This window comes from Vibrio paracholerae (assembly GCF_037672085.1).
Classification (GTDB): Bacteria; Pseudomonadota; Gammaproteobacteria; order Enterobacterales; family Vibrionaceae; genus Vibrio; species Vibrio cholerae.
This window is the reverse complement of record NZ_JBBHLM010000001.1, coordinates 93,949-107,426: the sequence shown is the minus strand read 5'-3', so window position 1 is coordinate 107,426 and position 13,478 is coordinate 93,949. Positions and strand designations below refer to the sequence as shown.

Here is a 13,478-nt window from a genome sequence, read left to right as displayed (position 1 = left end):
GGTATAGAGCCCCTTTTTCTCATCATCTTTTGTCAAGCGGGAGACTATCGATTGGGCCTTGTGAGAAATCCAGTCGCTCACTGGTAACATGAGGCACGTCATTGAGAGCATTAGGTTCAATTAAATCAATTAAAGACTCGGCTTCTTGCTCTGCGAGAGGATCCACCACATCTTTCGTCGGAATCGGGATCTGGCGTTTATACAGTTTATTCAACGCACGAATCATCGAATGTTTAGTCACCGAACTGGTGGCTAATTTACGTTGCAACGGTTTGGCCAAGGCTTGTAAACCGACAATCGATTCCACTCCGAGCTTACCACCTACCAAATCACGCAGATTTTTCGCAGGCTCATACCCCATAGAAGCCGAAAGAAACAACCAAATATACGCAATTGCTTTACCGTGAGCACCACGGTCAATCCACGCTTCGCCGGCATGATACATGGCTTCGGGGTGCCCTTTTTCTGAGGCACGCTCTAACCAATAACACGCCATCGGAAAATCACTGGCGCCACCAATACCATGCAGCAAGTTTTGCCCTAATCTCATCATGCCTTCGGCACTGCCCATACGAGCGGCCTTTTCATACCAAAACGTCGAATCTGAAGGCGTCGGAGCAATGTTATCTTTCGACACGCACCATCCGCCCATAAACAAAATCGCATCAATGAAATTAGCTTCTGCCGCTTCTTGAATTAGCCCAATACCTCGCGAAACGTTAACTTCCACCCCACGACCGTATAGCCATGCCATGCCAGTTTCAAATTTAGAAGCCAGATCGCCTTCAATACCACGCACACAGGTTTGCCAAAACTTGGCCTTCTCTTTCGCAACTACATCCTCTCGGATCCGCTGACAAACCCGCACAATACCGTACATGGCCGGAATATTGTCGAGATGGGCGGCTTTTTCATACCAAAACAAGGCTTCTTTTAAACTGTTGCGTTCCGCCTCTTTGGCTAAAAACAAAATAGTTGGAATATGTCCGGATTCGGCTTTAAACAATCTTTCTTTGCGTTCTTGCTCTCGGTTACGCTCTAACGCTTTGCGATACGCTTCTTCTCTGGCCCTGCGTTCTTCCTCTAGTCGCTTACGTCTGACGGATAGCACAATCATCCAGACAAAAATCAGGATAAGTGTTAGCCCGGTAGCGCCAATCGCAATTCCGATAATATTCATAGTTTCTCTAACTGGGTCACTGCATTTGCCAGCACCGTTTGAAGGCAGGCAAAACTAAACGATGGTTGAATTGTACTGTACATCCAACGTAGAAACTATGTGCGATAAAAAATGGGTGGAGATCCGCCACCCATTTTTGCTTTTTCAACCCAATGTTCGATTTAGACTCATAGAGTTACGTAAATTCACTTAACTCACACGATTTCTTCAACAAATCGATTATTCGCGATACTTTCTGATTATCGCTAAGCGGTGAGGCGTAATAAATACCTACGTTACCGACTTGTGCGGCGTTAATAACAAGCACCTTCGCACCATGTGCTTCCATCCACTGGCACAACTTACTACTGTACGGCATGACAGCATCAGTGTAACGGAGGATATCTAAACTCGCGGCTAATGAATCGACATGATAAACCTGTCGCCCCACATCTTGTGCAAAAACGGTATCCATTTTTGAAATGTTTTGTTCTGCAAGGACTGAACGATGACGCGGATGATCAGGTGTTACTCGTATGACTGGGTATGCAGCTTGTGCGACGTCAAGCTCGGTTTGAGTCTTCCCAGAGAGTAATGGATGCCCAGAACGGACATAAATGGCCTCTTTATCTTGCAATAATGGAATAAATTTCACCTTACATCGCTCACTCAACCCGTACACTTCATGCCCAATAAATAAATCAATTTCACTTTGTACTAAATGGTGCATGAGCGCTAAATTATTCCCAAACTCTAAGTGAATTGAGCTTGCTTCTACATCTTGTAGATACTGGTTCAAAGCGTCGCGCACAAACAATTCCCACCAAGCATCTCCCGTACCCAGCTTTAATTTTCCTTTTTCCCTTTGCTGCATATCCTGCAAACGATGCAATAAATGATTATGTTGTTCTTGCTGCTCTTGGACATGTTCTTTGAGTAGTTGGCCGTACTCAGTTAACTCAACACCTTTAGAGCGACGATGAAATAGGGTAAAACCAATATCACTTTCTAACTTTTTAATCGCAGCCGTCAAAGAAGGTTGGGTAATATGTAGCCTTTCTGCCGCTTGTTTTATATTCCCTAGATGAGCAACCATCAGAAAATACCGGTAGTGCTTGTGCATTAATCAGTCACCTTGTCTTGCTTCAGTTCACATTTCTCTATCCAAAGCTCACTAGCATTCAGCGATGCTTTAATTCTAGTCGTGTTATGAACATGACAAACAATGCATTTAGGCAAACACGCATAACCAACGACACCGTAGCTCTCCGTAGGAAAGAGAGAATCTGTTCTTTCTACGTAAGTTAATCATACCCAACACAGAGAGAGCATTACAAATAGATGATATAGCCATTTCCTATATCATGCAGAGAAAAATCAATTTTTTACTTTCTCTTACTCCCGCTATAGTTCAAGCATTCATTCGCAACGGAGAAAAGACATGCATAAACAATGGTGGCACGATGCCGTTGTATACCAAATTTACCCACGTAGCTTTTGCGATTCTAATCATGATGGTATCGGTGACCTACCTGGCATTATCAGTAAACTGGATTACCTATCGACTCTCGGTGTCAACGTTCTGTGGTTATCACCTGTCTATCGTTCACCAATGGACGATAACGGCTATGATATTTCTGACTATCAAGCGATTGCTGAAGAATTTGGCGATATGCACGATATGGAGCGTTTACTCACCGAAGCTCGCGCACGCAATATCAAGGTCGTGATGGATTTGGTTGTCAATCATACGTCTGATGAACACCCTTGGTTTCAGGCTGCTCGTGCGAGCAAAGACAGTCCTTTCAGAGATTTTTATATTTGGCGTGATGCGCAACCAGACGGCAGCCCCCCGAATGATATGCAATCCATCTTTGGGGGCAGTGCTTGGCAGTGGGATCCGCAAACCCAACAATACTATTTCCATCTTTTCTCTGCGCGCCAACCGGATCTGAACTGGGAGAATCCCCGTGTACAACAAGAAGTACACAAGATGATGAACTGGTGGATAGATAAAGGCATTGGTGGATTCAGACTGGATGTCATTGATTTAATTGGTAAAGAAATTGAACGTGGCATTACAGGTAATGGGCCTCGCTTACACACTCTATTGCAAGAGATGAACCACGCGACTTTCGGAGATAAAAACCTACTGACGGTCGGAGAGACTTGGGGAGCCACACCAGAAATCGCGAAATTATACAGCGATCCCGCACGTCATGAACTTTCTATGGTCTTTCAATTTGAACATATTACTTTGACATGGGAAAACGGGGAAAAATGGCGTCCAATTCCTCTCGATCTACGCCAATTTAAGCAAGTGCTTACTAAATGGCAGATCGAACTTGCCGACCGAGGATGGAATTCTCTGTTTTGGAATAACCATGACTTACCTCGTGCAGTTTCTAAATACGGAGATACAGGGCAATATCGAGTCGAATCTGCGAAAATGCTTGCTACTACGCTCCATTTTCTTAAAGGTACACCTTACATTTATCAAGGAGAAGAAATTGGCATGACCAATGTCGCCTTTGATAGTTTGGATCAGTACCGCGATATCGAGACGTTGAACTTTTATAAAGTGAAAACGCAATCTGGAATATCACATGATGCGATGATGGCTGCGATTCACGAAAATAGTCGTGACAATGCGCGAACGCCAATGCAGTGGGATAACAGTGAAAATGCAGGATTCACTTCAGCTCGTCCCTGGATTGAGGTGAATCCCAACTATATGCAAATTAATGTGGAACAAGCGTTAGCCGATCAAAACTCTATTTTCTATCATTACCAGCACCTGATCGCCTTACGTAAAAAGCTCCCTGTGATCGTGTATGGCACTTTCACCCCCGTCGCCGCTGAACATGAATCTGTCTTTGCTTATACGCGTGAATATCAGGGAGAACGGATTCTGGTCGTCAGTAATTTCAGTCATGCTGAACAAACAATCTCTCAGTTGCCAATCGCAGGCGATGCTCACCACGAGGTGTTGATCTCAAACTACGAGTTTCGGCAATCTTGGTCTGATACGTTAACGTTAAGACCTTATGAATCCTTTGCTATTCGTTTCACCCACTAATCTCATTCGCCCGGCACTTGTCGGGTGATATGTTTTGCAGGCATGAGTCAAACCATGAAACAAAAAAAAGCGATTTATCAGGTATTCACTCGACTTTTCGGGAATAAAAAGCAGAATTTCGTCCGCTGGGGCACACTCGAAGAAAATGGTGTGGGAAAATTCAGCGATTTTACCGATACCGCGCTAGCCGAAATTCGCAATCTAGGAATTACCCATATTTGGTATACCGGCGTTCTTCACCATGCTCTCGTCAGAGATTACTCGGCCTATGGTATCCATCATGACCACCCAGCCGTTGTGAAAGGACGAGCCGGTTCACCTTACGCAATCAAAGATTATTATTCAGTCAATCCAGATTTAGCCGACGATCCAGCTCATCGTCTGGATGAATTCCTTTCATTAATTAACCGTACTCACCAACATGGTATGAAAGTTATTATCGATATCGTTCCTAACCATGTTGCCCGTAACTACCGGAGCCAAAATAACCCATTGGGTAGCTGTGATTTCGGCGCTAACGACAACTCAGATGTTGAATACCACCGAGATAACAATTTTTATTACCTTCCTAACCAGCCTTTTGAACTTCCTGATTACCCAAACGATTATCAACCATTAGGTGAAAAGACCTTAATGGGCTGGCAGTCATATCAAGAAAATCCAGCAAAATGGACGGGAAATGGAGCACGTAAAGCCAAGCCTGCTTTCGATGACTGGTATGAAACCGTAAAAATTAATTATGGTGTACGCCCAGATGGCACAAAGGACTTTCCTTCTCTCCCCGCGGGTTACGAACAATTCACTTACCGCGAGCATCATGCATTCTGGCAGAACCAAGAGCTCCCCGACTCTTGGCATAAATTTCGTGAAATTGCCCTCTTTTGGCTTTCTCACGGTGTGGACGGGTTTCGCTACGATATGGCTGAAATGGTTCCCATCGAGTTTTGGAGTTATCTCAATTCCACCATCAAAATGCGCAACCCAGAAGCTATTTTGGTGGCAGAAGTATACCAACCTGAACGTTACCGAGATTATCTACATTTAGGGAAAATGGATTATCTGTACGACAAAGTAGATCTGTACGATCGCTTAAAAGCCATTATTCAAGGTAAGGAATCCACTCAAGAAATTAGTCGTATCCAACAAGAAATGAGTGATATTGAGCACCATATGCTGCATTTCCTTGAAAACCATGACGAACAGCGCTTAGCCGCACCTGAATTTGCTGGCAATCCCGAATGGGGCAAACCTGCCATGTTAGTCAGCGTTTTGATTAGTAGTGCACCGAGTATGGTGTATTTCGGTCAAGAGGTCGGTGAAGATGGCTCAGAAGATGCAGGCTTTGGCAGACCTTCCCGCACATCTATCTTCGATTATATTGGTGTTCCTGAACATCAAAAATGGATGAATAACGGACTCTTCGACGGAGAGCAACTGTCCGATAGGCAAAGAGATTTACGCGCATTTTACGCTCGCTTACTGAACTTTTCGCTTCAACATCCAGCCTTATGTGGACAATACTGGGATCTCTATTCTGCTAATGCGCATTCTTTAGGTAACCAAGCTCATGCTTTTGCACGCAGCTGTCACTCTGAGCTGATTATTGCCCTTAGCCATTTTGAAGCCAATACCACATGTGATCTTAATTTGACACTTCCGGCTGAATTGATCCGTTATTGTTCATTACCCGATGGCACTTACACCTTAGTGGATGAAATCGGTCTTGCAGAGCCTGTGCTTTTGCAAATTACTCAAGGTGTTGGGCAAATATGCTGCACATTAACCCCCTTTGCAGCACATGCTTATTTACTTGAAAAAAAGCACGCCAATTGAACCTTTATCGACTGATTCTATGTACAGGGTGCCGTTTTCGGTACCCTTTTTAGGATAATGATTTATGAATACCCATCGAACCGAATCTCTAACTCATTCTCTCCAGACAAATATTGCTCAGCCTATGGAACAATCCATGACTTCATCCCCCTGTCTGGCACCCACTTTTGCTCTCTCCCAAACCGAGCTTTTTGACTTTTTGGCGATTTCAAGCCAAGAGGCATTGGCTTACGTGATGACAGATAATATCGATGGATATTATGCAGGCTCCACCTATCAATCGAGTAGTACCAATAAGTACCAGCATAAGAAAAATGGCTATCTTGGCGATTACTCTGCCACCATCGCAGAGCACCGTTGTGATAAATCACAAGCGCTTACCGCGCGTTTTCTACCTTATGGTGTTGAGCATCATTATGCTTTTGGCTCAGACTGTTTTTCTCTCATACAAGGCAAGCGGCTCGCCTGCATTACGCTTAACGCCAAACAACCTGCTTTGATGACTTTAAAACCCGAACTGAATCTTCCCCTCAATCAATTTATTGTCCATCTCAGTGACACCGCTTGGGTATATGAAATTCCGGCTGCATATCGTACAGAAGGTGATCCTTGTTATTTAGCGATTAGCGCCAGCCAAAGCGTGACATTATGTGAAAACAGCTCTCCAGTTAGACTGACCATCACAACCAGCACCAAAACAACCGCGTTACACATTTACTTCTCATTCACCCACACACTGGAAGAAGCCGTTGAACAGGCAGCCACAGCGGTTCAGCAACAGGCGTTTGAAAAAAATAAAAGGACTATTTATCAATTTCTGACTCAAAACATGCTGTGGTGTAACCACCACGAATACAACAAAGCTTTGATGTGGGCTAGATTCTCAGGTCATTCGATGATTAATCAGGAATTCGGTTACTCCGGTATTTGGGCTGGCCTCCCTTGGTTTAAAGATGGCTGGGGAAGAGATACTTTTATTGCTCTACCGGGAATCTGTTTGGTGAACGGCGACTTCGCTACGGCTAAATCGATTATTGAGGACTTTGCTCGTCTTCAGGAAACTCGCCCAGATTCGGTACATTATGGACGAATCCCAAATCGAGTCAGCAGTGACTCGCAGATCATTTACAACACAACTGATGGCACTCCTTGGATGATTCGCGAGCTCCTAGAATATCTCAACTACAGTGGTGATACAGCTTTTGCCTCCAAACTGTATCCCGTCTTAAAACACTTCATCTCCGGTGTAGAACGTCACTATTTAGCCGATGATGGATGCATGTTACACCGAGACCCAGATACCTGGATGGATGCAAAAATAGAAGGCCAGATCCCTTGGTCTCCACGAGGGCCAAAAGCCAACGACATACAAGCTCTTTGGTATGAAAGCCTCCAAGTAGGAGTCACTCTTGCCCAACTATTAGGGGATGTGACCTCCGCCGACCATTGGCAATCCATGGCTCAAAAGGTTAAACAGAGTTTTACAGAGAAGTTTTGGGACAGTTCCAAACTACGCCTAGCCGATCGCTTAGATCACACTGATCATCCGGATTGGACTATCCGCCCGAATCAATTAATGACGATCACGATTCCACAACAACAACCGCTATTCACAGAAGAATACGCAGCAGCCATACTCACCCAAGCGACGGAAAATCTACTTTTCCCATGGGGGATTTGTTCTTTAAATCAACATCATCCTGAGTTTCATCCTTACCATGACAACCGAAGCGAATACCATAAAGATGCCGCTTATCATAATGGGACAATCTGGGGGTGGAATGCAGGTTTTACGGTCTCGGCTTTGACACGTTTCAACCAAACCGAATTGGCGTATCAGTTAACAAAGCAATTAACCCATCAGGTGTTGCATCAAGGGCATCGTGGCACGATGAGTGAAAACCTTGATGCTTATCAGATATCTACAGAAAAGCTCGTAGAATCGGGAACCTATTCTCAGGCTTGGTCTGTTTCGGAATTCGCCCGTAACGCTCAGCAAGACTATTTGGGCTATCGGCCACAAATGCTCCAGCAAACTCTAACCTTGGCTCCTCGATTTCCTAATGAATGGAACGAGGTATCTGCGCGAGTTCCGTTCGGAAGCAGCCACCACTTGGATATCATTTGGCATCGTCAGGGAATCGATCAACATATTGAGATCATACCAAGCCAATCTTTTCCCGAACTAAAACTGCATCTCAATCTCTTGGTTACAGACAATCAGCATTGGCATATTGAGACAAATTTAGGTGGAAAATTCTCCATTCGTTACTCTAAGCAGCAATACGACAGCCATCCAAAGATGCAGGCGACACTTGTCACCATACCAAGTTGGATTCCATACCCACTGACGCTTTGTCGGCCAGACTGGACTCTTACTCACTCCGCCCTACAAGAACAGAACTTCTTGTTAAACAAACGGCGGCTGGAGAATCTCTCAACCGCCCATGATTAACTCGCTCAACACTTACGTGTGTATAACCCAAGGACTTGGGGTTGCAGATAGATGGTAAGTGAGTGATCAATTTTTATGCTACCAAGTAGCATAGTCGTAGGCTGGTTTTTCAAGAGAGCCAAGGATGGCTCTCATTATCCCCATGTGCGCGCATGGTAAATCTATGTAACTCATTCTTTTTAATAACAAAAAATGGAACTCAAAGGCTCCATTTTTTTAAATATCAATTTATTACAGGCAGATTTTATTTTCTTGTGTTGACCGCTTTCACAAACACTTCTTGCGCGCCTTCAATTCCCAGTGCTTTGGCTTCATCTAGAAGACTCAGAGCTTTAGGAATGTCTCCAGTACTTACCGCTTTTTCAATCGCTGACAGATAAAAGGCTTGTGACTCTGGTTGAACATTTAACGGAGCGACCACTGCAGGAGCGGACTGAGGTTTTACTTTTTGCGGCTCAGCACGGAATGGTCGCCTCTTCTTGGTTTCAACACTCAACGATAACTCCCCACCTAACTGTTTGATATAAGTTGGATCAGTCACCATAGGCATCGCTTCACCCATCTCTCTAGCTCGAACTTTGGCTGGGTGATCAATGGTTATACTTTTCCCTAAGGTGTTTGCCGAGGTATAGATAACTAGGTATGGCGTTTTCTCAGTATCCACTTGGAAACGAGCGATATAACGTGTACGAGTAAAAGCATCAGAAGGGAGAATACTGAATCGATCGGCTGAGTAATGTTCAGCGACTTGGAAGTCTTCCGTCAGTAGTAAAACTTCAGGAACAAAAACCGAGTCATTAATAAAGAAACTGGATAATGTCACCACGGCACTTTGTGAGCGCTCACTAAAGCGGTATGCCGCAAAGTGGCTATTGCCACTCGGGAACGAGCCGATAGGAGAAGAAAGATCAATATCAAAACGAAACGCTTCATTCTCTTGAAGTTCTACATAAGGGTATTGAGAAGACGCACTGCAACACACCTGTGAATCGGCCGGAGGAGTCACGATCGTAGACTCCACTTGTTGTGAAGCACAGCCAGTCAGTAGGGAACCTAAGAAAAAGGCAAAAAAGGTATTTATTTTTGTCATTATTATCTCTCTGTTGTAGTGCAAAAAGGCAGCCACTTGGCTGCCTTTCCTATTTTAGACGCTTAGAACCAAATTTCAGTGTGAACACCGATCACAGTTTCATTTTTGCCATCTTTAATGCCTAACTGTGATGCACTCTCTTTATCATCCGCTGAAATATAGCTTACATAAGGCTTAATTTGTGGACGACCGAAGTAATCTGCATTAACCGTAAATGCAGCGGCTAACTCAAGGTTATAGATATCACTCTTCACGTCACCGCCTGTACGGCCCCAGTATCCTTCAGCGCCTTCTTCATGCGCATAGGAACCGGTCATTTCAATACGTAGATTGTCGTTCACTTTATAAGATGGACGTACAGCTACGATACAGCGTTTGAGATCCTTAGCAGTAAACAGTTCATCAAGCGCAGCAAAATAAGTCATCTCAGACCCCATTTGCCAGTTATCAGTAATATTCAACACACCGTAAGAGGTTAAAAACAGTGATTCTTGTTGATCATTACCACTAGCCCAACCACCAAAGTTCACACCACGGTTTTGCGCAACACCCTTGCCATAAGCAATCGCTGTTTGCGTCCAACCATTCAAACCATAGTAGCTAGAGTTCAGAGTAATTGCCGCACCAAAACCATCTTCAGAGCTGCTGTCTTGATTCGCTTGTTTCATATATTTGAAATCGAAGTCCAAGCTACCGAAACCTACATCAACACCGTAGTAATACAGATCGTATGACGTCAGTGTTTTACGCTCCGCGTCACGAGTCACGTCACCAGCGTCAGGGTCAGCTACCACTACTGCAAAACCCGCGGTGTTACCGGCTAACTTAGTTTGAATACCGGCACCAACACCCGAAGATTGCTTCCAAAACTCACCAGACAACAATCCAGCAGCACGATTGAGGAAGCGCTGACCACCCCAAATAGAAGTATCTTCACCTAAATAAGATAAACCGCCAATTTCAACAAAGGTCTCTTTTATTTCAAACTGCGCTTCATCATTTTTCTTTTGGCTACCAGAAGAGGAGTAAGCGTAAGAGTTACCGTTACCATACTCAGAACGCACATTAAAGTTAGACCAAACACCATTTTGATGCTCAGTGTGTTTCTTCAACACAAATTCAACTTGGTTGGTACTTTTGCCATGCGTCCCTGCCGTTTTGTAATCTGGCTTGCCAAATTCTGTATCTACGGTTTCACCGTCAACGGTACGGAAATTCATCGATGCATAGCCGTGTACTTCCCAGCCATCTTTAATAACATCGGTAGCATTTTTTGCATCTTCAGCGAAAGCAGAACCAGCTGCGAGCGTCGCGGCCACTGCGGCAGCAATTACACTTACTTTTTTCATCGTTAACTCCATTTAGGGTTTTTATTTTGGATTCTTGACCCTCTTTTCTGTCGAGCCCCCAAAGGCAGAAAGTTGGCAGCATAAAAAGAGAGGTAAGATGGGAACGAGTCCCCAGTTGTTTCAACTGTGCTGAGATTACGTTACGAAGATAAAAGGCACTTCCTCCACCCCATTTTTATTTGGGGGGGAGGAGAAAGGATGAGAAAAATTACAGTGTGTCGTTTTTAAAACTAAGATCACGTTCTCTAGGGGGAGTAGGTTAGCCACTTTCCAAACAAACTAATACAAAGTGTATGAAGGATCACTCTTTAGCCCCATTTCCGTTATCAGTATGAAATAAAATTACAGATAAATATTTGTGACCGTGCGCTTGACCTAAGACTAGCAAAGCCTTTTACTTAATAACGTGGTGCGCTAACGCAACGATTAAAAATGAAAATGAACCGATCAACGCCTTTTCCACTGGGAGCAACGCTCGATGACGAGGGTTGTAACTTCGCAATTTATGCTCCAGCCAATCGAGATGTTCTCTTGGCTCTCTTTCATGCTGACGGTAGCTATGAAACGCATCAACTTGAACATGAATATGCTGGGATAAAACATACGCATATTTCTGGCATTCATGCTGGGCAGAAATACGGTTATTTAATCCAACTCAATGATGAGTTGCATTATGTTTCTGACCCTTACGCGCGAGCGTTGGAAGGTCCGTTGCATTATGATCCCCCTTTTGACAGCCATAAAAGTTTTGATCTACCAAAATGTGTGGTCACGGATACCGACTTTGATTGGCAAAACGTCACCAAACCGCGTATCGCACGAGATGAGATGGTGTTATTTGAAACCCATGTCAAAGGGTTGACCCAATTGAATCCAGATGTAGAAAAAGTGCTGCGTGGCAAATATTTAGGTTTGGTGAGCCAGCCCATGCTGGATTTTTATCGCCAGCAAAATATTAATACTCTACAGCTACTACCGATTGCGGCTTGTATGCATGAACCCCATCTATTGGAAAGTGGCAAGGTCAATTATTGGGGCTATAACCCTTATGTATTTATGGCCCCCGATCCACGTTACGCAAATAAAGATGCCGTCAATGAGCTGAAAACCACCATCCGTGAACTGCATCGTAACGGCATCCAAGTGATTTTGGATGTGGTGTATAACCACACTGCAGAAGGTGGGAGCAATGGCCCAGTGTTCAACCTCAAAGCCCTTGCTCCAAACTACTATCTGCACCATGGCGATCACTACGCCAACTACACGGGATGTGGCAACACGGTCGATCTCTCCAACCAAGCGGCACTGAATTTAGTGATGGACACCCTTCGCTGTTGGGTAGAAGAATATCAGATTGACGGTTTTCGTTTCGATTTAGCCGCCACCCTCGGCCGACGTGGTGATGAGTTCAGCAAAGAAGCGGCCTTTTTCAAAGCCGTTGCACAAGATCCGGTGCTGCGCGAAGTGAAGCTGATTGCCGAACCTTGGGACATTGGCCCCAATGGCTACCAAGTGGGTAACTTTCCTTTTGGTTGGAATGAAACCAACGACAAACTACGCGATATTACCCGTAGCTTCTGGCGTGGCGACCTAGGCTTTTTGAAGGAGTTTGCGACACGCCTCATGGGTTCACGCGACCTCTACAGCGCGGCTAACTGGCCTTACAAACTAACCGTCAACTACATCACCTATCACGATGGGTTTACGCTGCAAGATTTAGTGTCTTATAAACACAAACACAACGAAGCGAATGGCGAACAAAACCGCGATGGCCATGGTGATAACCGCTCGGACAACTACGGCTTTGAAGGTGACACCGACAGTATCGTGATCCGCGCGACTCGTGAGCGGCAGAAACGTAACTTTATGGCCAGCCTGCTGTTTGCTTTCGGTATTCCACACATTCTCACCGCCGATGTACTCTCACACACTCAAAAAGGCAACAATAACGCTTACTGTCAAGACAACGACATCAGCTGGTTAAACTGGGAAAACAACGAAACCAAACAAGATTTTCGTGAATGGCTTGCCGGAATGGTAGCGGCAAGACAAACCTACATGGTGCCCTTTATTCGCGCATTTAGTGGCGAAAACCGTAACAATAACCGCATTGCTTGGCGTAGGGTGGATGGCAAACCTATGGAAATGGATGACTGGAATCGCCTCTCTTCGGTCGCCTTGCATATCGGCATCGGTAGTGATGGCCCTGAAATGTTGTATTTGATTAATCAAACCAACGCGCCAGCGCGCTTTGTGCTCCCCAAAGATAGGCAGCAGGATTGGCGTTTGATTTGCGATACCAATATGCGCCATGCTCAGCATGGTCATGCTGAAGGTGAAGTGTTGCAACTGCCTGTTTCAATGTCGATTTTGCACTATCAACCGAGGAAAAAATCGGCTTAAAAGTAGCGAAAAGAGCAGCAAGCTGCGACAATGGCGCCCTTTAGAGCGGCAACGTCTCGTGCCGTTAACACCAAAGCAACGTTAATCGAAGCAACGTTCTCGTTGCTTTC

At 44.8% G+C, this 13,478-nt stretch carries 8 protein-coding genes; 4 read left to right on the top strand and 4 right to left on the bottom strand.

What is annotated here, in order from left to right:
* Window positions 1–22: 22 nt before the first annotated feature.
* Together R4537_RS00415 and R4537_RS00410 are read right to left on the bottom strand one after the other, a co-directional pair.
* Window positions 23–1,180, bottom strand: a complete 1,158-nt coding sequence (locus tag R4537_RS00415) for a tetratricopeptide repeat protein (RefSeq protein WP_071178955.1) — start codon at window positions 1,178–1,180, stop codon at window positions 23–25.
* Between the two features lie 175 nt (window positions 1,181–1,355).
* On the bottom strand, window positions 1,356–2,282 hold the full coding sequence (locus R4537_RS00410; protein ID WP_071178954.1) for a LysR family transcriptional regulator: 927 nt from the start codon (window positions 2,280–2,282) through the stop codon (window positions 1,356–1,358).
* Between the two features lie 318 nt (window positions 2,283–2,600).
* Here R4537_RS00410 and R4537_RS00405 point away from each other — a divergent pair, with 318 nt between their 5' ends.
* From R4537_RS00405 to R4537_RS00395, 3 genes are all read left to right on the top strand, one after another.
* Window positions 2,601–4,238, top strand: coding sequence for an alpha,alpha-phosphotrehalase (locus R4537_RS00405; protein ID WP_071178953.1), 1,638 nt, complete (start codon window positions 2,601–2,603; stop codon window positions 4,236–4,238).
* Window positions 4,239–4,292: 54 nt separating this feature from the next.
* Window positions 4,293–6,071, top strand: a complete 1,779-nt coding sequence (locus R4537_RS00400; RefSeq protein ID WP_071178952.1) for an alpha-amylase family protein — start codon at window positions 4,293–4,295, stop codon at window positions 6,069–6,071.
* 64 nt (window positions 6,072–6,135) lie between these two features.
* Window positions 6,136–8,526 carry an amylo-alpha-1,6-glucosidase gene (locus tag R4537_RS00395; RefSeq protein WP_071178951.1) on the top strand — a complete coding sequence of 797 codons (2,391 nt, stop codon included), beginning with the start codon at window positions 6,136–6,138 and terminating at the stop codon, window positions 8,524–8,526.
* 244 nt (window positions 8,527–8,770) lie between these two features.
* Here the strand turns inward: R4537_RS00395 and R4537_RS00390 are convergent, their stop codons facing one another.
* Entirely contained in the window at window positions 8,771–9,616 is an 846-nt protein-coding gene (locus R4537_RS00390) for a MalM family protein (protein WP_002032066.1), read from the bottom strand.
* Window positions 9,617–9,678: 62 nt separating this feature from the next.
* Window positions 9,679–10,965 carry a carbohydrate porin gene (locus tag R4537_RS00385; protein ID WP_071178950.1) on the bottom strand — a complete coding sequence of 429 codons (1,287 nt, stop codon included), beginning with the start codon at window positions 10,963–10,965 and terminating at the stop codon, window positions 9,679–9,681.
* Between the two features lie 432 nt (window positions 10,966–11,397).
* On the opposite strand from R4537_RS00385, the gene glgX reads away from it, so the two are divergent.
* The gene (gene glgX, locus R4537_RS00380) at window positions 11,398–13,368 is read left to right on the top strand and encodes a glycogen debranching protein GlgX (RefSeq protein ID WP_071178949.1); all 1,971 of its coding nucleotides are present in this window, start codon (window positions 11,398–11,400) and stop codon (window positions 13,366–13,368) included.
* Window positions 13,369–13,478: the final 110 nt, after the last annotated feature.